We start from the raw sequence: 21,180 nt of genomic DNA, 5'->3' as shown, positions 1-21,180 counted from the left end.
GCAGACCCCCACCCCGCGTCGATCTAGGGCAAATCCTCGCTTGGTTGATCTCCAATCACGACGATTTGCCCTAGATCGACGGGACGGTGCTAGCCGAGGCTGGCCTGGAGGGCGGCGTCCTTCTCGGCGACCAGCCTTTCGAGGCTCGCCTGGTAGTCGGACATCCGCTGCCGCAGGGTCGGGTCGGCGGCGGCGAGGATCCGTACGGCGAGCAGGCCGGCGTTGCGCGCGCCACCGATCGAGACGGTCGCGACCGGTACGCCGGCCGGCATCTGCACGATCGACAGGAGCGAGTCCATCCCGTCGAGGTGCTTGAGCGGTACGGGTACGCCGATGACGGGCAGCGGGGTGACCGAGGCGACCATTCCCGGCAGGTGCGCCGCGCCGCCCGCCCCGGCGATGATCGCCTTGAGGCCCCGCTCGGCCGCGCTCCGGCCGTACTCGATCATCTTCACCGGGGTGCGGTGCGCCGAGACGACGCTCACCTCGTAGCCGACGCCGAACTCGTCGAGCGCCTCGGCGGCGGCCTTCATGGTCGGCCAGTCCGAGTCACTGCCCATGATCACGCCGACCGCGACCGCGGGCCGCCCCGACGCCGATTGCTCCGCCACCGCGGTCACTCGCCCTCCCGCAGCCAGCGCGCCGCCCGCACCGCGCGGGCGCGTACCTCGTCCATGTCGTCGCCGAGCACCGTGACGTGCCCGATTTTCCGCCCCGGGCGGACCTGCTTGCCGTAGAGGTGCACCTTGGCGCCGGGATCGGCGGCGAAGAGGTGGTGCAGCCGCTCGTCGATGGACATGCCGCCCTCGGCCCCGCCGAGCACGTTCGCCATCGCCACGGCCGGCGCGGTCAGCGCCGTGTCCCCCATCGGGTAGTCGAGCACCGCGCGCAGGTGCTGCTCGAACTGGGAGGTGCGGGCCCCCTCGATGCTCCAGTGCCCCGAGTTGTGCGGACGCATCGCCAGCTCGTTGACGATCAGTCTGCCGTCGGCCGGGCCGGTCCCCACCTCGAAGAGCTCCACCGCGAGCAGCCCGACCACGCCGAGCGCGGTGGCGATGTCGATCGCGAGCTGCTGGGCGGCCAGAGCCAGCTCCTCGGACAGCCCCGGCGCCGGGGCGAGGACCTCCACGCAGATCCCGTCGCGCTGCACGGTCTCCACCACCGGGTACGCCGCGACCTGCCCGAACGGCGAGCGCGCCACCTGCACGGCGAGTTCCCGGCGCAGCCGTACCCGCTCCTCGGCGATCACCTGCGTGCCGCCCTCGATCAGCACGCGCGCCTGTTCGCGGGCCTGCTCGGGGTCGTCGACGACCCAGACGCCCCGGCCGTCGTAGCCGCCGCGCGCCGCCTTGAGCACCAGCGGCCAGCCCACCCGCTCGCCGAACTCGACCGCCTCGTCCGGGGAGGCCACCGGCCGCCAGGCCGGTACGGGCGCGCCGAGCGCGCTCAGCCGCTCCCGCATGACCCGCTTGTCCTGGGCGTGGACCAGGGCGTCGGCGGGCGGGTAGAGGGTGAAGCCCTCGGCCGCCAGGGTGCGCACGTACTCGGTCGGCACGTGCTCGTGGTCGAAGGTGACCACGTCGCACCCCTTGGCGAAGGTGCGCAGCGCGGCCAGGTCGGTGTGGTCGCCGTAGTGGACGTCGGCGGCGACCAGCGCGGCGCCGTCCTCGGGCGTGAGGGCCAGCACGCGCAGGGACTGGCCGAGGGCGATGGCGGCCTGGTGGGTCATCCGGGCCAGTTGGCCACCACCCACCATGCCGACGACGGGAAGACCGGTGCGGGAATCCATAACGGCCGCCAGCCTAGCCGGGCCGCCCGCCACCGCCCCAATCGCCGGCCCACCCGCGCGGCCTGCGGCTTCGCCGGGTACGCCGCGGGGCCGCGGTCGCCTCAGGCGCGGGTGAGCTGCGCCACCAACTCCTCCACCGAGGTGACCGGACGGTCACAGACGAAGCCCCGGCAGACGTACGCGGTGGGCTCGCCGCCGAGCCGGCTCCGGTCGGCCAGCAGCGGCACTCCCGGCTGGTCCGGGGCGCCCGCCACGACCACCGCGCCGGGCGGGGCGTGCCGCTGGGCCGCCGCGCGCAGCGGGTCGGCGCCGGGCTCGTCGGTCACGATCGCGATCTCGTACGGGCCGGAGAGCAGCGCCTCGCCGACCGCCGCCGCGTACCCGGCGAACCGGGCGTGCCGGGCGATGATCGGCGCGACGGTACCGAGGGCCCGCTCGGCCGCCTCCCGGTACCGGACCTGGCCGGTCAGGGCCGCGTACGCGACCAGCGCGGCGGCCAGCGACGAGAGCCCGGAGGGGGTGGCGTTGTCGGTCGGGTCGGCCGGCCTGGTGATCAGCCGCTCGGCGTCGTCGGCCGTGTCGTAGAAGCCGCCCCCCTCGGCGCCGAAGTGCGCGAGCGCGGCGTCGAGCAGCGTGCCGGCCAGCTCCAGCCACCGTCCCTCGCCGGTGAGCTGGTGCACGGCGCAGAACGCCTCCGCCACGCAGCCGTAGTCGTCCAGCACGCCGGCCGGCTCGCCGACCCGCCCGTCCCGGGAGACGCGGCGCAGGCGCCCGGCCACGACGTGCCGCCCGGCCAGCACCTCCGCGACGCCCCGGGCGGCGGCCGCGGTGACCGGATCGCCGGTCAGGACCGCGTGCTCGACCAGCGCGGTGACGGCCAGTCCGTTCCAGGCGGCCACCACCTTGTCGTCCCGGGCCGGCTGCGGGCGCCGGTCGCGGGCCTCGCGCAGCCGGTCGCGTACCCGCTGCCAGCGGGCGACCAGCGCGACCTCCGGCGGCTCGGTCGCCTCCCGGGCACCCGTGGCGAGGGGCACGGTGGGCGCCAGCCCGTCGATGTCCCGGGCCAGCCGCAGCACGCTCGTACCCTTCTCGAAGGTTCCGTCGGCGGTGACGCCGAAGAGGTCGGCGGCCCAGCGGCCGTCCTCCTCGCCGAGCGCCGCCACCAGCTGGGCCGGGGTCCAGGAGTAGGTCGCCCCCTCCACCCCCTCGGTGTCCGCGTCGAGCGCCGAGGCGAGGCCGCCGGCGGCGGTACCGAGGTCGTCGACGAGGAACGCGGCCGTCTCGGCGGCGATCCGGCCGGCGAGCGGGTCACCGGTGAGCCGCCAGAGCTGGGTGTAGACCCGCAGCAGCAGCGCGTTGTCGTAGAGCATCTTCTCGAAGTGCGGCACGGTCCAGTGCTCGTCCACGGAGTAGCGGGCGAAGCCGCCGGCCAGCTGGTCGTAGATGCCGCCGCGGGCCATCGCCTCGCAGGTGTGCTGGACGATCTCCAGGGCGCGGGCCGAGCCGGTGCGCTGGTGGTGCCGGAGCAGAAAGAGCAGGTTCAGGTGCGGCGGGAACTTGGGCGCGCCGCCGAACCCGCCGTGGCGCGGGTCGTACTCGCGGGCCAGCCGTTCGGCGGCGGCGTCGAGCAGCTCGGCGGTGAGCGGGGCGGCCGGCCCGCCGGTGACCTGGGCACCGCCGATCGCCTCCAGCACCGCGGCGCCCTGCCCGACGACCGCCTCCCGCTGGTCCCGCCAGGCCACCGTCACCGATTCCAGCAGGCGCAGGAAATTGGCGCGCGGAAAGTACGTCCCGCAAAAGAACGGCTTACCGTCGGGCGTGGCGAAAACCGTCATCGGCCAACCGCCCTGACCGGTCATCGCCTGGGTGGCGGTCATGTATACCGCGTCGACGTCCGGACGTTCCTCCCGGTCCACCTTGACGGACACGAAATTGCGATTCATCACCTCGGCGACGGCGTCGTCCTCGAACGACTCGTGTGCCATCACATGACACCAGTGACAGGCGGCGTAGCCCACGGAGATGATCAGAGGAACGTCCCGGCGGCGCGCCTCGGCGAACGCCTCCTGCCCCCACGGCCACCAGTCGACCGGATTGGTGGCGTGCTGCTGGAGGTACGGGCTGGTCGCGTTCGCCAGACGATTCACCCGACGACCATAACCACTCCGCGAGCGGCCCGCCGAAAAGGTGTCCGGACACGGCCCACTCGGCTGACGGCCCGCCCCGCCCGCGGCGGGCCCTGCCCCGGCCGTAACGGTCCTCCACCACCAGCGGAAATGGTGATCGCGCCGGCCGAGAAGCGCGAAGAACCGACGGTGCGCGGACAAAAGGGGGCGGGTTGCGCGAGCGGAGCGGTAGTGATTGACTGCTCACCCGTCGGCGTCGATGTGCGGGTCAGCTTCACCGAGAGGACGGCATGCACGCAGAGGTTCCGTGGTGACCAGACCCGCCAAATGGCGACGACGCCTGGCTCGGCGGTTGGATCCCACCATTGCGTCCCGGCCGGCGAACGGCCGACCGCCCCGATCCGATCAGGACGGCCCCCCGGGCGACCCGTGGCGCGGCCTCGCCGAGCAGTACGCCCTACGGATCATGGCCGCGGCGTACCAGCTGGGCGGCTACCTGGAGGAGATCGAGGCCGACGAGCGGGATCCGGCCCGGCTGGAGAAGCTCTACCAGATCGACAACGCGAACTCGCGGATCCGACGGCAGGCGGAGAACCTCCAGGTCCTGGCGGGACGGAAGGTCGAGGACGCGGGCCAGCAGGTCACCACCCTGCTCGACGTGGTCCGGGCCTCGGTCTCGGCGATCGAGCACTACCCGCGGGTCAAGCTCGGTGGCGTCGCCGACCTGGCGGTGGTGGAGTTCGCCGCGGACGACGTGATCCGGCTCCTCACCGAGCTGGTGGACAACGCGGCCCGGTTCTCCGCGCCCCGGACCGACGTGGTCGTCTCGGCCCACGTGACCGAGCGCGGCAGCGTGCTGCTGCGCATCGAGGACACCGGCATCGGGATCCGGCCCGAGCGGCTCGCCGCCCTCAACGCCGTGCTGGCCGGCGAGGCGGATCCGCTACAGGCGCCGCAGCCGGCCGTACAGCTCGGCCTGGCCGTGGTGCAGCGGCTGGCCCGTGCCCACCGCATCCAGGTCCGACTGACGAACCGCAACGGGGCCGGCACCACGGCCACGATCCTGCTCCCCGAGGAGCTGCTCTGCGCCATCCCGCTGAACGCCGCCGGGCCGGGGCAGCGGGGGGCCCAGGCCGTGCCGGCCGAGGCCGCCGCGCGTACCAACCTCTACGTCGATCCGGCGCACCGAGGCGTCCCGCCCGCCGGGTACGCCGAGCCGCTTCGGCCCGGCGGCCACGCCGAGCCCGCCGTCGGGCACGCCGAGCCCGCCGCCACGCGGCGGCCACCCGTACCGGCGGGGTCCGCGGCCCCGGCCGGAGCGCCCGGTGACCTGCCGGTACGCGTGGTGGCCAGCCTGCGCAACCCGCCGGGCGGCGCGGGTACGGCCCAGCCGGTGCCGGTCGCGCCGACGGACCACGGCACCTGGCCCGACGAGACCGCCGACTTCGCCGCGGGGGTCTTCGACGCCCAACGCGCCGCCGGTCTGGGCGAGGACGGACGGGCGGGCGGCCCGGTCGACGCGGAGCGGGCCGGCGGGGTGCCGGCGCCGGGAGGGTGGTCGCGGTGAGTCACGACGCCAACGGCGGCCGCTCGCCGCAGGAGTTCGCCTGGCTGATCCGGCAGTTCGCCGACGAGGTGCCCGACGTGACGCACGTCGTGCTGGTCTCGCTGGACGGGCTGCAACTCGTCGCCTCCGACGCGGTACCGCGCGACCTCGGTGACCAGCTCGCGGCGCTGACCGCCGGGTTGATCAGCATGGCGGACCGCAGCGCCGCCCTGCTGAACCTGGGCGCCTCGGAGTACCTGACGATCCGGCTGCCGCACGGGCACCTGCTCTTCATGCGGGTCGGCAGCTCGGCCGGGCTCGCGGTCGTCGCCACCGCGGGCTGCAACCTGCGTACGGTCGCGTACCGGATGACCCAGCTGGTCGGCGCGGTGGGGCACCTGCTCACCCCGCAGCTGCGCACCCAGCTGCACCGGATCAGCGCGAGCCGGTAACCATCACAACGGTCAGAACAGGGAGTGTCAGCGGTGGCCGCAACACATTGGAAGGTACGGCCGTACGTGCTGACCAGGGGCCGGACCCGGACCCGCCAGCCGCTGCTGGTGCACACGCTGGTCTCGGTGCCGTACTACGACGCGCGGTTCGCCGCCACCCTGCTGCCCGAGGCGCGTTCGCTCTACGAGTGCGCCGCCGAGACCAAGTCCGTGGCCGAGCTCTCCGCCATGTCGGGGATCTCGCTCGGCGTGACCCGGGTGGTGGTGGACGACCTCGCCGCCTCGAACCACCTGCTGGTCCACGCGGAAACCTACAGCTCTCCGTTCGACTTCCGGCTCCTGGAGAAACTCCGTGACGGCCTACGCCAACGCACCCGATAACCCGATGCTGACCTCGGCGAAGATCGTCATCGCCGGCGGTTTCGGGGTTGGCAAGACCACCTGTGTCGGGGCGATCTCGGAGATCCCGCCGATCAACACCGAGGCGTGGATGACCGCCGCGAGCGAGAGCGTCGATCCGCTCGACCCGGGGATGGACAAGGTCACCACGACCGTCGCGATGGACTTCGGGCGGCTGACCATCGACCGGGACCTGGTGCTCTACCTCTTCGGTACGCCCGGACAGGCCCGGTTCTGGCCGATGTGGGACGACATCTGCCGGGGCGCCAGCGGTGCGCTCGTACTCGCCGACACCCGGCGGCTGGCCGCCTCCTTCGCCGCCGTGAACTACTTCGAGCAGGACAGCGACCTGCCGTTCGTGGTCGCCATCAACCTGTTCGACGGGGTACAGACGCACCACCTGGACGACGTACGGCAGGCGCTCGCGCTCTCCCCCAACGTGCCGCTGATCACCTGCGACGCGCGGGACCGGGCCTCGGTGGCCCAGGCGCTGCTCGCGGTGGTGGTGCACGCCATGGAGCGCACCAGCGCCGCGGCCGGCCCGGTCACGGTGCGATAGCGGATCGCGGAGAGGTACGGACGGATGCGCAGGGTTCTCATCGTCGGCGCCGGGCAGTCCGGTCTCCAGCTCGGGCTGTGCCTGCTCGCCGAGGGGTACGACGTGACAATCATGTCGGCGCGTACCCCCGATGAGATCCGCAACGGCTGGGTGATGAGCACCCAGGCGATGTTCGGGCAGGCGCTGCGGACGGAGCGGGCGTACGGCCTGCAGCTGTGGGAGGAGCAGGTCCCACCGATCGAGGCGGTCCACCTCTCGGTCTCCGCCCCGCCCGGCGAGCGGGTGCTCAGCGCGCTGGGGCGGCTGGACGAGCCGGCGTCGAGCACCGACCAGCGGATCAAGATGGCCGCCTGGCTGGAGCTCTTCGAGGACCGCGGCGGCACCGTCCACTACCAGGGCGTGACCACCGGGGACCTGGACGGGCTGACCCGGCTGGGCCGCTACGACCTGACCATCGTGGCGGCCGGCAAGGCCGAACTGGTCAGCGTCTTCGACCGCGATCCCGTCCGGTCCACCTTCACCGCCCCGCAGCGGGGCCTGGCGGTGGCGTACGTGCACGGCATGCGGCGCGACCCCGCGTACCAGGGGCGAAAGGTCGAGATCAACGTGGTGCCGGGGTTGGGCGAGCTCTTCGTCATCCCCGCCCTGACCCGCACGGGCGACTGCGACATCCTCTTCTGGGAGGCGGTACCGGACACGCCGCTGGACCTGTGGAAGGAACGGCTCGACCCGGCCGAGCACCTGAAGCTGACCGTCGACCTGATCCGGCAGTACACGCCGTGGATCTACGACCGCTGCGCCGAGGTCGAGCTGACCGACGCCCGCGCCACCCTCTCCGGTCGCTACACCCCGACGGTACGGCGGCCGGCCGCCGTCCTCCCGTCCGGCGGGCTGGTGTTCGGCATGGCGGACGTGGTGGTCTCGAACGACCCGATCACCGGGCAGGGCAGCAACACGGCGGCGAAGTGCGCCGCCGCCTACCTCGGCGCCATCCTGGCCCGCGGCGACCAGCCGTTCGACCGCGCCTGGATGGAGCAGACGTTCGAGCAGTTCTGGGCCCGGGTCGGCGAGCCGGTCACCGCCTGGACCAACCTCATGCTCCGGCCGCTGCCGGCGCACGTACAGCGCATCCTCAGCGCCGCCGCCCAGAACGAGCAGGTCGCGCGGCGCTTCGCGAACGGATTCTCCGACCCGGCGGACTTCCAGCACTGGTTCCTGGATCCACACCGGGCCGGCAGCTACCTCGCCTCGGTGGGCGCCTGACGCGCGCCCGCACCGCCCCTGTCGAAATGGGAGCAGCTGGATGACCAAGCTCATGCCCGAGCCGTACCGGATCAAGATGGTGGAACCGATCCGGCTCATCGACGCGGCCCAGCGGCGCGCGGCCCTGGCCGCCGCGGGCTGGAACCCGTTCGGACTGCGCAGCGCGGACGTCTACGTCGACCTGCTGACCGACAGCGGCACGGGGGCGATGAGCGACCGCCAGTGGGCCGGCCTGATGACCGGCGACGAGGGGTACGCGGGCAGCCGCAGCTACGAGCGGCTGGCGGAGACGGTACGGCGGGTCTTCGGCTACCCGCACACCATCCCCACCCACCAGGGACGCGGGTCGGAGCAGATCCTCTTCCCGGAGCTGGTCCGGCGGGTGCGCGGCCCGCGCCCGGTGCTGATCTCGAACTACCACTTCGACACCACGAAGGCGCACGCGGAACTGGCCGGGGCGCGGGCGGTGAACGTGCTGACCCCGGCGGCCACCGACACCGCCCGGTACGACGCTTGGAAGGGCAACTTCGACCTGGCCACGCTGGAGCCGACCATCCGGGCGCACGGGCCCGAGAACGTGGCCGGCATCATCGCCACCATCACCTGCAACAGCGTGGGCGGGCAGCCGGTCTCGATGGCGAACCTGGCGGCCGTGTCCGGCATCGCCCAGCGGTACGGCGTACCGATGATCATCGACGCCGCCCGGTTCGCCGAGAACGCCTGGTTCATCCAGCAGCGCGAGCCCGGGTACCGCAACCGGAGCATCCCGGAGATCGTCCGGGAGATGTTCGGCCTCGCCGACATCTTCCTGATGTCCAACAAGAAGGACGGCCTGGTCAACATCGGCGGGCTCTGCTGCTTCCGGGCCGACGGCGAGCTGTACCGGGCCGTCCAGGCCCGCTGCATCGCGATGGAGGGGTTCGTCACCTACGGCGGGCTCGCCGGGCGCGACCTGGAGGCGATGGCGATCGGCCTGGAGGAGGGGATGGCGCAGGAGCACCTCGACGCGCGCATCGCCCAGGTCCGCTACCTCGGCGATCGGCTGGCCGCCGGCGGCGTACCGATCCAGCAGCCCACCGGCGGGCACGCGGTCTACGTCGACGCGGGCGCCCTCGCCCCGCACATCCCGCCGCACCAGTTCCCCGGCCACGCGCTGGCCTGCGCCCTGTACCTGGAGTCCGGGGTGCGCGCCGTCGAGATCGGATCCTTCCTGCACGGCCGCGACCCGCACACCGGCCAGCAGGAACACTCGCCACTGGAGCTACTGCGCCTGGCCATCCCGCGACGGGTCTACACGAACAACCACATGGACTACGTGGCCGAGTCGTTGATCTCCGTGGCGAACCGGATCGACCAGCTGCGCGGCGTCGAGTTCGAGTACGAGCCGCCCGTACTGCGCCACTTCACCGCCCGGATGCGCTGGGCCCAGCCCGCGTCGGCCCCCGCCCCGCCCGTCTCCTTCCCCGAGCCGGCCGCGAGGGCCTAGCCCCAGCAGGACCCGCGCCGCCATGGTCCGCGCAAATACAGAGAAAGAGTGCCTATCCGGCGCCGCCGAACGGCCTCATTCTCTGTATTTGCGCGGATCCTCCGCCGCGTTACTGAGGCGGGGCGGGCAGCGGGTTGCCGGTGAAGACCGGCCCGCCCTGCCGGGCGGATGCGCGCAGCTGCGGCGACTCGATGAACAGGAAGGACCGGTCCTCGCTGGTACGGAAGACGTACGCCGCGTACTCACCGCTCCGCTCGGTGATCGCGAATCCGGTCGGATCGGTCGCGGACAGGATTCCCTCGCTCGCCGGCTCCCACGGGCGCCACTGCCCCGACGCCGGAACCGTCTCGACCGACTTGTAGATCTGGCCGTCGGCGCCCCGGGCGAGGAACACGGTGAAGCCCGCCCAGCTCAGTACCGCCGCGGGTTGCCCGGCCGCGACGAATCCGCCGACGGCCGTCCACTCCGCCGGGTACGCCCCGAGGTAATCCTGCTTCTTGGTCAGTACGGTGCCGTCCGGAGCGCGACCGACGACCCGGAAGTGGTAGCCGGGAAGCACCATGACGGAGGGCTCGCCGACCAGCTGCCCGGGCTCGCTCAGCGCCGTCCACCCGGAGAGAAGACCGCCACCCGAGTAGCTGGCGGTCTGCAGCCGACCGTCGGTACCCGTCGCGAACAACTGCAGGTCCAGCAGCGCGGTCATCGCCTTCGGGCTGGCCACGAGCCGGATGCCGTCGAGGCGTTGCCAGGACAGGTACGGCCCGCCGGAGGACGCCTGGCGCTTGTGCCACAGCTGGCCGAACCTGTCGACGGCGAACAGCACGAGGCGCCCGTCGGGCAGCCGACCGGTGCTCGTCGAACTCGCCCAGCCGCCCGCGTCGTCCCACTGCCAGTTCAACGGGTTCTGCGCGGACCTCGTCCCGAACCGCACGTCGCCGTCGGTGTCGAGGGCGGCGAGCCGGACCGCGTCATCGTCACCCTGGCCGAGTTCCGGCGTACGGGCGAACCTCGCTTCGAGGGTCGCTTCCCGCCACTGGACAGTGAGCGGGTTGAAGGGATCGCTCTGGTACCCCTGGACCAGCCGCCCCTCGGAGACGTACGCGTAGTCGATCGGACCGCTGCTCTCGCCCTTCGAGCGCTGTTGCCGCGCGACGGTTCGACTGGTCGCCAGCTTCGGAACCTGCGGGGAGAACTGTGCGAAGAGACCGACCCTCGGCTTCGCAGTGAGGCTCTTGTCGTACTGGTACAGGTTTCCGTCACCGTTCAGGGCCCAGATGGTCAGCAGGCCAGGTCCCTTGGTGCGCGCCGTCGGGGCCGACGTGACGTCGATGGCGAGCGACGACCAGTTCGACCAGGCTCCGGAGAGGTACCGGTGTCGCAGCACGTTGCCCGGGCCCTGGGCGACCACGTCGATCCGTCCCACCCCGTTCGATACCGCCGACGGCGCCGACGTCACGGGGCCGGACAGCGACGTCCACCCGGACCAGGCGTTGTTCGCGTGGGCGCGGTAGAGCAGGCTGTCGTCCGCGCCTCGGGCGAGTACGTCGAGACGACCGACCGCCGACGAGGTGACCGACGGGGCGGAGGCGAGATCTCCGCCGAGGTTCACCCAGGTCGACCAGGTCCCGCCCGAATAGCTCCGTTGGATCAGACCGTTGCCCGCGCCGCGGGCGAAAACGTCGAGGCGTCCCGCCCCGGTGGAGACGACCGTGGGTGCGGACGTCAGCGATCCGCCCAGGTCGACCCAGTTGGACCAGACGCCCCCGGAATAGGTGCGTTGTACAAGGGTGAAATTCTTGCTCCGGGCGAAGACGTCCAGTCGGTCCTCGGCCGGAGAGGCGGTCGCGGGTGCGGAGGTCAAATCCCCACCCAGGTCCTCCCATCCCGACCAGATGCCATCGACGAACGACTTCTGGTGCAGCGAGCCGTCGTCGCCGGTGGCGAACATCTGCAGCGTGTCCGACATCGACGACACCGCGACGACCGGGTCGTCCACCCTGCCGTCGAGCGACGCCCGGGCGGACGCGCCGGGAAGAACGGCGGTCGCGATCCCGGACGCCAGCAACACGACGACGGCGGACACCGGACGGCGATGCATCCATTTTCTCGGGCGACTTAATTCATTCATCGTTAACCACTCCCCCGTATTCGGACGCCACCGGATACACGCTGAATTTAGGGTCGGTGCAGACCAGCAGAGGCGATGGCGGGCGGAACCACCCTACTCGATATCCGCTGTGAAGCGGCGCCGATTTTTCAGCCCGATATCCCCACCAAAGATTGGCAAAGAGGACTTCTCAGGCGCGGTGAAATTGGGTGCGGAGCCTACGAGACGCCGTCGGCGCGGAGCGGGAGGATGCGGGCACTCTGGGCGGAGTTCGACAGCGCGCTCAGCACGGTGACGATCTTGTCCGAGGGCATCGGCTTGAAGAAGTGGTACCCCTGGGCGGCGGTACAGCCCAGCTCGGCGAGCGCGGCGCGCTGGTCGGCGGTCTCCACCCCCTCGGCCACCACCCGCAGGCCGAGTTCCCGACCCAGGTCGACGGTGGTGCGCACGATCGCCGCCGCCTCGGGCGAGTCCGCCATCCGCATCACGAACGAGCGGTCCACCTTCAGTTCGTCGACGGCGATCCGGGTCAGGAAGGTCAGCGACGAGAAGCCGGTACCGAAGTCGTCGACGGCGAGCTGCACCCCGAGCGACCGCAGCGCGGCGAGGACCTCGTCGATGACCTCCAGCTCGCTCATCACCACCGTCTCGGTGATCTCCAGTACCAGCCGGTCGGCCGGTACGTGGTGCCGGCGCAGGGACTCCGCGACCTCGGCCGGCAGGCGCGGGTCGAGCAGGCTGCGCGCGGAGAGGTTGATCGAGATCGGTACGTCGAGGCCGTGCCGCGCCCACTCGGCGGCCACCGCGAGCGCCTTGTCGACCACGTACCGGGTGAAGGAGCCGAGCAGCTCGCTTCCCTCGATCGGCCGGACGAAGTCGGCCGGGGTCAGCCAGCCGCGCCGCGGGTGGTGCCAGCGGATGAGTGCCTCGACCCCGGTCGGCGCGCCGGTGGCGAGGTCGACCGCGGGCTGCAACGCCAGCACGAGCTGGTCGTCGGCGTCCAGCGCCTCGCGGAGTTCGGCGAGGAGCGCGAGCTGGTCGGTGCTGGCGGCGTCCCGGGCGCTGTCGTACGCGGCGACGCTGCCGCCGCCCTCCTTGGCCTGGTACATCGCGATGTCGGCGCGGCGGAGCAGCTCGGTCATGTCGGCGGTGCCGGCACCCGCGACCACCACGCCGACGGAGACCTCGACCGACATCCGGACGCCGGCCACCTCGGCGGGGGCGGCGAGCCGGTCGACGATCTCGCGGGCCCGGCGCAGCGCGTGCGGCAGCGGCGGTGGCCGCTCGCCGGGCACGGCCGACTCGCCGAGCACCGGTACGGACGTCATGAGCAGGGCGAACTCGTCGCCGCCGAGCCGGCCGAGCAGCTCGTCCGGGCGGGCCAGCGCCCCGAGCCGGGCCGCGGTGATCTGTAACAGCTCGTCGCCGGCGGCGTGGCCCAGCGTGTCGTTGACCTCTTTGAAGTGGTTGAGGTCGAGCAGCAGCAGCGCCACGGGGTGGTCGTGCCCGAGCTGGTGCAGCGCGTGGTCGCCCTTGCTGAGCATCGCCGCCCGGTTGACCAGGTTGGTCAGCGGGTCGTGCACCGCCTCGTACGACGAGCGGGCCGTGACGATGCGCAGTTCCTGGTGGGTGGCGGCGTCGTGCAGCGCGGCGCCGAGCGCGTCGCCGAACGCGGAGAGCGCGTCGTGCTCCCGCTCGCCCGGCTGGGCGGTGCGCGGGAAGCGCACCCGCAGCTCCCCGACGTGCGCGGCCCCCACCATCAGGGAGCGGCTCAGCTCGTTCTCGGTACCGTCCGGCTCCGGCGCGGGCTCGGGGTGCGGCGGCAGATCCCGCTCGGTCACCTCGCCGGTCGCGTCGCCCCGGTAGCGCCGTCGCCGGCCGTCCGGGCGCACCACGTCGACCTCGACGGACTCCGCGCGGAAGAGCGTCCGCGCCCCGCCGACCCCGGCGGTGGCCACGCTCCGCTCGTCGAGCTGGTTGAGCGCCCGGGTCGCCTCGGCGAAGGCCCGCCAGGTGCGCCGCTCGTCGTCGGCGCGCAGCCGGTGGCTGTAGGTCTGCTGCAACAGCCAGAGCGCGGGCGGCAGCAGGAGCAGCCAGCGCGGGTCGAGGCCGAGCATGGTGACGGTGACCAGGCCCACGAGCACGTTGCCGACGAACATCAGCAGCTTGCCGCGTACGGTCCGGAGCAGCAGCGGGCCCAGCGGCAGGCCGTGCCGCAGCGACAGCGTGAGCGCGGTGAGCCCCACCGTCACGAGCAGGTAGGCCAGCGAGCCGAGCACCAGCGCGCCCGCGAGCACGGGCGTGGGTGCGGCGTCGAACGGCCGGCTGAGCGGCACCACGACGGAGGTCGCGACGGCGACCGCGACGGTGAGCAGGGCGGCGTTGTAGACCACGTCGAGTACGCCGCGTCGCTCGCTGAAGACCGAGAGCAGCCCCCAGGCGAGGGCGCCGCCGAGGAAGACGGCCGCCGGCAGCCAGCCGGCCGGGGCCAGGTAGAGCCCGATGACGAAGGCGGCCTCGCCCCAGCTCACGTTGACGATGCCGGAGCCGACCCGGAAGCGGAGCCGGGCGAGGTGGGCCAGCGCGGCGAGTCCGGCGGCGGCGCCGAAGCGGGCCAGCGGTGGCAGCGGGTCGTCGGGCGGCAGGGCGACGGTCGGGAGGGCCAGACCGGCGAGGATCGCGGCGAGTGCCAGGCCGAGCACCGCCACGGTGAGTACCACCGGCTGCCGGCGCGCCGATCCGGAAGCGGCCGTCCCGTCGACCGATCCGCCGGTCTGCCGACCGGAGGTCACGGATCTCCTCCGGCGGAGGTACGACCGCCGGCGGCGGGTCCGCGACGGGCGAAACGCTGGGCGTCCGGTCGTGTGACGGTCATCGGCGCCCCCTTCCGCGCACGGAGCGGGGACTTTTGGTCCCCCGGCGGAAGGCTAAGCCAAACCGGTTGGGCGCAACAGGGGTAGCTGACGGCCTTTAGCCCGGATCATGGTGCCGACTGCCGGTTGATGTCCTGGTGAACGGCACTGGGAGCGCTCCCACTAGATTCCTCGGTCCCAACCGTCTGTGTCAGATCGAGGACTACCGCCTCGGCCCGCTCCGCGTCGCCGACGCCCGGCTGCCCCGGAAAGCGGTCGGGCAGCCGGCGCAGCCGGGAGTTCATGTTACGGATGAGGAAAACCGTGGCGACGGCCAGCACCACGATGAGGAAGAGGCCCATCGGTCCGGCCAGGCCGCCGGTCCTGGTGTCCCCGAAGTTGTTCTCCGCGAGCACCCGCGCAGCGGTCAGCATGAGTGTGATCCTCCGGTGTACGGCGTGCCTCCACCGTACGCCCCGCGCGCGTCAGCGGGCATGGGCGGTCTCCCGAATCCCGGCAAAGAGGTCCGACTCGGGCAGCGGGCTCTCCACCAACGACCGGGCCAGCTCGAAGTCCTCGGTCGGCCAGGCCCGCCGCTGGATCTCCATGGGTACGTGGAACCAGAAGCCGTCGGGGTCGACCTGGGTGGCGTGCGCGCGCAGCGCGTCGTCGCGTACCGGGAAGTACTCGGCGCACTCGATCCGGGTGGTGATCCGCGGGCCCTTGTCCGGCCGCTCGTCCCACCGATCCAGCCACTCGTTGTACGGCGACTCCAGCCCGGCGGCCAGGACCGTCTCGTGCAGCGCCAAGATCTTGGCCTTGGAGAAGCCGATGTCGTAGTAGAGCTTGAGCGGCTGCCACGGCTCACCCAACTCCGGGTACCGCTCGGGGTCACCGGCCGCCTCGAAGGCCGCCACCGCGACCTTGTGGCACATGATGTGGTCGGGGTGCGGGTAGCCGCCGTCCTCGGGATAGGTGGTCACCACGTGCGGGCGGAACTCGCGCATCAGCCGTACCAGCGGCCCGGTCGCGACCTCCAGGTCCTGCAGCGCGAAGCAGCCCTCCGGCAGCGGCGGGAGCGGGTCGCCCTCGGGCAGGCCGGAGTCGACGAAGCCGAGCCACGCCTGCTCGACGCCGAGGATCGCCCGCGCCGCGTCCATCTCCGCGCGGCGGATCTCCGCGATGTTCGCCCAGACGTCCGGGCGGTCGAGCTTCGGGTTCAGCACGCTGCCGCGTTCACCGCCGGTGCACGTCGCGACCAGCACCTGCGCCCCCTCGGCGACGTACTTCGCCATGGTCGCGGCGCCCTTGCTGGACTCGTCGTCCGGGTGGGCGTGTACCGCCATCAGACGGAGTTGCTCTGCCAACTTCGGTGCCCCCTCGTTCGTGTCCATCGGCGGTGAGAGGATGGACCCTGTCATTCTTGCCGATGCCCCCGACAACAACCGCAGGAGATTACCTCCGGTGACCGGAACGCACACCATGCCCACCCCCCGTACCCCGACGTTTCCGCCGGGGCGCTACGGGCGGCGGCGGGCCGAGCGGCGACGCCGCCCGTGGCTGGCGGGTCTGCTGGTCGTGCTGTTGCTGGTGGTGATGGCCGCGGTGGCGGCACAGCTGTACCGGCGGTACGGCGACCCCACGTACGACGCCCAGGTGATCACCTACACGGAGATCACCGACCGGCAGATCGTGATCGACTTCCGGGTGACCGTACCGGCCGGCGGCGGCACGACCTGCGTGGTGCGGGCCCGCGCCCGCGACGGCGCCGAGGTGGGGCGCGAGCAGGTCACGGCGACCGCGGACCCCGGCGAGACACAGATCACCGTGCGGCACCGGCTCGCCACCACGGCCCGCCCGTTCGTCGGCGAGGTCGTCCGCTGCGTCGCCGCTGGTTGACGACGGAGGGCCGGCGGGTGTCCGGCCGGCAAACAGCCCGACAAGAAATCATCGGGCGCCCGGCGGGTACGGCACTGGTAACTTGGTAATTCGTACCCCGGTTCGCCCGGAGGTCTGTCCGTCCCGTCCACGCGAGGAGATCGTCTGTGTCCACGACCGACCGCGAGTCGAACGCCACCTGGCTGTCCCAGGAGGCGTACGACCGGCTACAGGCCGAACTCGACGAAATGATCGCCGCTCGGCCGGCCATCGCCGCCGAGATCAACGCGCGGCGCGAAGAGGGCGATCTACGGGAGAACGGTGGCTACCACGCGGCCCGCGAGGAGCAGGGCAAGGCGGAGGCCCGCATCCGTTACCTCCAGGAGCTGCTGCGTACCGCCCAGGTGGGCGAGGCGCCGAAGGCGGACACGGTGGCCCCCGGCACGGTCGTGACGATCCACTTCGACGACGACCCGGGCGACACCGAGACCTTCCTGCTCGGCTCGCGCGAGATCGCCTCGACGACCGAGCTGACCGTCTACAGCCCGGAGTCGGCGCTCGGCAAGGCGATCCTCGGGGCCCGGTCCGGACAGACCGTCACCTACACCGCGCCCAGCGGCGCCGACATCAAGGTGACGGTGGACCGCTTCGAACCCTTTTCCGGCTGATTGAATCCCTGCCGGAAATTGTCCGATTATCGGTAATCCCGGGGAAGTGGTCCAGGTTCTGATGGCGCTTTTTCGACCGAAAGTCTTATAGAGGCGCCCGCCCTTTATCTGGAAGGCTCTTCTCCGCCCGCCCACTCGGGCTGGCGACAAACGGGAGGATCCGAATTCATGCAGGAACAGGACGACGCCCACAAGGTTGACCGTCGGCGGCTGCTCCGCCAGGCCGGAGCGGTCGCCGCGGGCGCCGCGGGCGCGACCGTCGCCGCGGCGGCGGTGGCGGGACCGGCCCAGGCCGACCCGGGCGGCAACCTGATCATCGGGACGTCCAACGACGGGGGCGCCACCACCACGACCCTGGTCTCCGGCGACGTCTCCCACCCGGCGCTGCGGCTGCAGACCCCCGGTGGGGCCGCCCTCTCGGTCGCTCCCACCAAGAGCACCGACGTCAACACCAACCCGCCGGCCGGCTCCGTCTTCGTCGACCAGTGGGGCGACGTCGCCACCATCGGCGACCTCGGCGACGGCTCCGGGAAGTACGTCAACTACCTCTACTCGCCCACCTGGGCGACGATGACCGTCCCGGTGTACCCGGACCGGTACCTGCACACCGGCAGCGCCTCGGGGCGTAGCTTCATCGTCCCCGGCACCGCCACCATCGACTCGTCCGGCCGGCTGGTGCCGCGCAACGTCGCCGACGGCGCGGACCTGGTCCTCGACCTGACGGCCTACCTGCGGCCGGAGGTCGGCTACGCCGCCCTCCAGTGCAACCTGACCGCGGTCAGCGCCGCGGCGGCCGGCTGGGCGACCATGTGGAGCGGCGAGGACGACGTACCTCCGCTCGGCGGTATCAACTACCAGGCGGGCTCGGCGATCACGAACTACGTGCAGACGATCATCCACCCCGAGAACACCACCGTCAGCATCAAGGTCAACCAGCGGGTGGTGCTGGTCGTGGACATTATGGGCTTCGTGCTGACCGACCCGGTGTGGCAGGCGGCGGAGTCCACCGGCGCCCGCGCCAGCAGCAACGGCAAGGTCCGCGGCCTGCCGCTGCAGAAGCGGAACCCGGGCAAGCGCTGAGAGTCCGTACCACCGCTACCGGAAACCCCCGGCCGCCACGGCCGGGGGTTTCCCGTATCCGGGTCCAGCCGGAAGCTAGCCGCGCTCGGCGAAGAAGACCTCGTAGCCGCTGGCCCGCAGCGCGCTGATCAGGGTGTCGGAGTGCTCGGACCCCCGGGTCTCCACCGAGAGCGCCACCTCGACCTCGCCCAGCCGCAGGTGCGGGTTCTGCCGCTGGTGCTCGACGTCGACCACGTTGCCCCGGTGCTCGGCGATCTGGCTCAGCAGCGACGCGAGCTGCCCGGGGCGGTCCGTGCAGCGGACGGTGAAGCGCAGGTACCGCCCGGCGGCGGCCAGCCCGTGCTCGATCACCCGGAGCATCAACAGCGGGTCGATGTTGCCGCCGGAGAGGACCGCCACGGCCGGCGTCTCGACCTCCACCGCGCCGGCCAGCAGGGCCGCCACCCCGACCGCGCCGGCCGGCTCGACCACCTGCTTGCCGCGCTCCAGCAGCATCAGCAGCGCCCGGGAGATGTCCTCCTCCGATACGGTCACCACGTCGTCGACCAGCTTGCGTACGTGCGCGAAGGTGAGCTCGCCCGGTCGGCCGACCGCGATCCCGTCGGCGATCGTGGCGAAGGAGGGCAGCCGCACCGGCTCGCCGGCCAGCAGCGAGGGCGGGTACGCGGCCGCACCGGACGCCTGCACGCCGATGACCCGTACGTCCGGCCGCAGCGCCTTGGCGGCCACCGCGATGCCCGAGACCAGGCCCCCGCCGCCGACACCCGTGACGATCGTCCGCACCTCCGGACACTGCTCCAGGATCTCCAGCGCCACCGTGCCCTGCCCGGCGATCACGTCCGGGTGGTCGAAGGGGTGGATGAAGGTGGCGCCGGTCCGCTCGGCGAAGTCCTGCGCGGCGACCAGCGACTCGTCGACCGTGCTCCCGACCAGCTCGATGCGGGCGCCGTACCCCTTGGTGGCCGCCACCTTCGGCAGCGGGGCGCCCACCGGCATGAAGACGGTCGCGTCCGTGCCGAGCAGGCCGGCCGCGAGCGCCACGCCCTGCGCGTGGTTGCCGGCGCTGGCCGCCACCACCCCGCCGGCCCGCTGCCGCGGCGACAGCCTCGCGATCCGCACGTACGCCCCGCGGACCTTGTACGACCCGGCCCGCTGGACGTTCTCGCACTTGCACCAGACCGGCCCGCCCAGCGCGGCGCTCAGCGGCCGGGAGGGTTCCAGCGGGGTGGTGCGCGTGACGCCGGCGAGCAGCTCCCGCGCGGCCTGTACGTCGGCGAGACCGACCAGCTCCGTCATGCCCCGATCGTGCCACCACCGGCGGTCGGAGCCGGCGGCGGCGCGACGGGCATGCCGGGCGTCACAGGCCCGGCCGGCCGGGCCCGGAGGATCCGCGGTACGACGGCCCGGCCGGAGGATCGACGAGTGTCCCCGGGCGGGAGTCGTACCCGCACGAACCACGAGCGCGCGCCCGGGGACCGGGCTCAGAGCGTGGGGTTCGGCACCCGGGGCCAGCCCGGCGCGTGCCGGCGCCACGGCGCGGCCAGCTCGAACTGCCCCGCCACCCCGAGCAGCAGCAGCTCGGAGCCGGGCGGCCCGACCAGTTGCACCCCGAGCGGCAGCCCGTCCGGGCGCATCCCGACCGGTACGACCAGCGCCGGCAGGCCCGCGATGTTCCAGGGTGCGGCGTACGGCGCGTACCGGATATTGGTGAGCAGGTTGCTCACCCACGAGCGGGTCGACCACGACCGGGCCGCCGGCGGCGGCGCGGCCAGCGCCGGGGTGAGCAGCAGGTCCACCGAGTTGGCGTCGAAGAAGTCGATCGAGCGCTGGCGCCAGACGGCCCGGTCGCTTTCGCGTACCAGACCGAGGCGGTTGGCGAGCGCGCCGAGCGCCACGTGCCGGCGGCTACGCGGCTGGAGGGTGCGCCGGTCGAGGCCGGCGTACGCCACGTCGTTGGCGGCCGCGCCGAACCAGGTCGCCAGCCCGCGCACGCCCAGGGAGACCGGGTAGACCGGGTCGAGGGAGATCGCGTCGTGCCCCGCCCCGACCAGCAGCCGGGAGGCGGCGGCGACCGCGTCGCGGTTCGGCTCGTCGGCGCGTACGCCGAGCACGGGTGAGCGCAGCGAGACGGCGACGCGCAGGCGCTCGGGCGGTACGAGCTTGTCCGGCCGCCGACCGGCGAGCACCGAGAACCCGACGGCCGCGTCGGCGACGGTGGTGGCGAGGATGCCGTGCTCGGTCAGGCCCAACCAGTCGTCGGCGCCGAGCTGGCACGGCACGACCCCGCGCCCCGGTTTGAGCCCGACCAGCCCGCAGCAGGCGGCCGGGATCCGGATCGAACCCAGGCCGTCGTTGCCGTGCGCCATCGGCACCAGGCCGGCGGCGACGGCCGCGGCGGCGCCGCCCGAGGAGCCGCCCGGGGTCCGCTCGGTGTCCCAGGGGTTCCGGGTCACCCCGGTGTCGTCGTCCGTGAGCGCCCAGAGGCCGAGCTCCGGCATCCGGGTCACCCCGACGATCACGGCGCCGGCGCCGCGCAGCCGGCGCACCACCTCGTGGTCGTCCTCGGAGATCGGCGTGCGGGCGGCCGCCGAGCCGTTCCAGGTCGGCAGCCCCGCCACGGCCGTGTTCTCCTTGACCGCGACCGGCACCCCGGCCAGCGGCAGGTTGGCCAGGTCGTCCTGCTCGTCGACCTTCTCCGCCTCGACGATCGCCTCGCCGGCGCGGATCACGCGGAACGCGGAGAGTTCCCGCTCGGCCGTGGCCAGGTGGTCCAGGTGGTCCGCGACCACCTGGGTCGCGGACGCGTCACCCCGGCGCACGCCGCGCGCGATCTGCTTGGCGGTCGCGCCCACCCAGCTCCGCGTCATGTCCTGCACGGCCACCTCCCCATCGGCGTCGGCACACGGGCGGTCGGTCGGGCGGGGTCGGACCCCGCCCGTTCGCGCCCCCGGCGCGGCCGCGTGGGCCGCGAGCCG

At 72.7% G+C, this 21,180-nt stretch carries 18 protein-coding genes; 9 read left to right on the top strand and 9 right to left on the bottom strand.

Going from position 1 to position 21,180, the window contains the following annotated elements; all coding sequences use genetic code 11:
• Positions 1-89 precede the first annotated feature (89 nt).
• The 3 genes from purE to AB0J86_RS20505 form a co-directional block, all read right to left on the bottom strand.
• Positions 90-560 (bottom strand): 5-(carboxyamino)imidazole ribonucleotide mutase, encoded by a 471-nt coding sequence (gene purE / locus AB0J86_RS20515; RefSeq protein ID WP_363859172.1) that lies wholly within the window; start codon positions 558-560, stop codon positions 90-92.
• Between the two features lie 56 nt (positions 561-616).
• Positions 617-1,789: a 5-(carboxyamino)imidazole ribonucleotide synthase gene (locus tag AB0J86_RS20510; protein ID WP_363859149.1), complete on the bottom strand. Its 1,173-nt coding sequence runs from the start codon at positions 1,787-1,789 to the stop codon at positions 617-619.
• A gap of 101 nt (positions 1,790-1,890) precedes the next feature.
• Complete coding sequence (locus AB0J86_RS20505) at positions 1,891-3,936, bottom strand: thioredoxin domain-containing protein (protein ID WP_363859148.1); 2,046 nt, start codon at positions 3,934-3,936, stop codon at positions 1,891-1,893.
• 331 nt (positions 3,937-4,267) lie between these two features.
• On the opposite strand from AB0J86_RS20505, the gene AB0J86_RS20500 reads away from it, so the two are divergent.
• The 6 genes from AB0J86_RS20500 to AB0J86_RS20475 are packed head-to-tail and all read left to right on the top strand — an operon-like array spanning position 4,268 to position 9,620.
• Positions 4,268-5,482, top strand: coding sequence for an ATP-binding protein (locus AB0J86_RS20500; RefSeq protein WP_363859147.1), 1,215 nt, complete (start codon positions 4,268-4,270; stop codon positions 5,480-5,482).
• On the top strand, positions 5,479-5,913 hold the full coding sequence (locus tag AB0J86_RS20495) for a roadblock/LC7 domain-containing protein (protein ID WP_363859146.1): 435 nt from the start codon (positions 5,479-5,481) through the stop codon (positions 5,911-5,913). Before AB0J86_RS20500 ends, AB0J86_RS20495 begins: the two co-directional genes overlap by 4 nt.
• A 33-nt stretch (positions 5,914-5,946) precedes the next feature.
• Positions 5,947-6,294 (top strand): DUF742 domain-containing protein, encoded by a 348-nt coding sequence (locus AB0J86_RS20490; RefSeq protein ID WP_363859145.1) that lies wholly within the window; start codon positions 5,947-5,949, stop codon positions 6,292-6,294.
• Positions 6,295-6,298: 4 nt separating this feature from the next.
• Entirely contained in the window at positions 6,299-6,871 is a 573-nt protein-coding gene (locus AB0J86_RS20485; protein ID WP_363859144.1) for an ATP/GTP-binding protein, read from the top strand.
• A 24-nt stretch (positions 6,872-6,895) separates the two neighbouring features.
• The gene (locus AB0J86_RS20480) at positions 6,896-8,134 is read left to right on the top strand and encodes a styrene monooxygenase/indole monooxygenase family protein (RefSeq protein WP_363859143.1); all 1,239 of its coding nucleotides are present in this window, start codon (positions 6,896-6,898) and stop codon (positions 8,132-8,134) included.
• A gap of 40 nt (positions 8,135-8,174) precedes the next feature.
• Entirely contained in the window at positions 8,175-9,620 is a 1,446-nt protein-coding gene (locus AB0J86_RS20475) for a tryptophanase (protein ID WP_363859142.1), read from the top strand.
• A 109-nt stretch (positions 9,621-9,729) separates the two neighbouring features.
• Here the strand turns inward: AB0J86_RS20475 and AB0J86_RS20470 are convergent, their stop codons facing one another.
• The 4 genes from AB0J86_RS20470 to mca form a co-directional block, all read right to left on the bottom strand.
• Entirely contained in the window at positions 9,730-11,703 is a 1,974-nt protein-coding gene (locus AB0J86_RS20470; RefSeq protein ID WP_363859141.1) for a hypothetical protein, read from the bottom strand.
• A 242-nt stretch (positions 11,704-11,945) separates the two neighbouring features.
• Positions 11,946-14,447 (bottom strand): EAL domain-containing protein, encoded by a 2,502-nt coding sequence (locus AB0J86_RS20465; protein ID WP_363859171.1) that lies wholly within the window; start codon positions 14,445-14,447, stop codon positions 11,946-11,948.
• A gap of 260 nt (positions 14,448-14,707) precedes the next feature.
• Positions 14,708-15,013, bottom strand: coding sequence for a hypothetical protein (locus AB0J86_RS20460; protein ID WP_363859140.1), 306 nt, complete (start codon positions 15,011-15,013; stop codon positions 14,708-14,710).
• A 51-nt stretch (positions 15,014-15,064) separates the two neighbouring features.
• Positions 15,065-15,946 (bottom strand): mycothiol conjugate amidase Mca, encoded by an 882-nt coding sequence (gene mca / locus AB0J86_RS20455; protein ID WP_363859170.1) that lies wholly within the window; start codon positions 15,944-15,946, stop codon positions 15,065-15,067.
• 115 nt (positions 15,947-16,061) lie between these two features.
• On the opposite strand from mca, the gene AB0J86_RS20450 reads away from it, so the two are divergent.
• From AB0J86_RS20450 to AB0J86_RS20440, 3 genes are all read left to right on the top strand, one after another.
• Positions 16,062-16,478, top strand: a complete 417-nt coding sequence (locus AB0J86_RS20450) for a DUF4307 domain-containing protein (RefSeq protein WP_363859169.1) — start codon at positions 16,062-16,064, stop codon at positions 16,476-16,478.
• A 146-nt stretch (positions 16,479-16,624) separates the two neighbouring features.
• Positions 16,625-17,125 (top strand): transcription elongation factor GreA, encoded by a 501-nt coding sequence (greA, locus tag AB0J86_RS20445; protein WP_363859139.1) that lies wholly within the window; start codon positions 16,625-16,627, stop codon positions 17,123-17,125.
• A gap of 168 nt (positions 17,126-17,293) precedes the next feature.
• Positions 17,294-18,205 (top strand): hypothetical protein, encoded by a 912-nt coding sequence (locus AB0J86_RS20440; protein WP_363859138.1) that lies wholly within the window; start codon positions 17,294-17,296, stop codon positions 18,203-18,205.
• A gap of 75 nt (positions 18,206-18,280) precedes the next feature.
• On the opposite strand, the gene ilvA is transcribed toward AB0J86_RS20440, so the two are convergent.
• Together ilvA and AB0J86_RS20430 are read right to left on the bottom strand one after the other, a co-directional pair.
• A complete protein-coding gene (ilvA, locus tag AB0J86_RS20435; RefSeq protein ID WP_363859137.1) occupies positions 18,281-19,501 on the bottom strand; it encodes a threonine ammonia-lyase in 1,221 nt (406 codons plus the stop codon).
• A gap of 185 nt (positions 19,502-19,686) precedes the next feature.
• Positions 19,687-21,087, bottom strand: a complete 1,401-nt coding sequence (locus tag AB0J86_RS20430; protein WP_363859136.1) for an amidase family protein — start codon at positions 21,085-21,087, stop codon at positions 19,687-19,689.
• Between the last annotated feature and the right edge of the window lie 93 nt (positions 21,088-21,180).

This window comes from Micromonospora sp. NPDC049559 (assembly GCF_040676675.1).
In the GTDB taxonomy this organism is placed as follows: Bacteria; Actinomycetota; Actinomycetes; order Mycobacteriales; family Micromonosporaceae; genus JBFAPK01.
The sequence above is the reverse complement of the archived record's forward strand: the minus strand, read 5'-3'. Positions and strand labels throughout refer to the sequence as shown.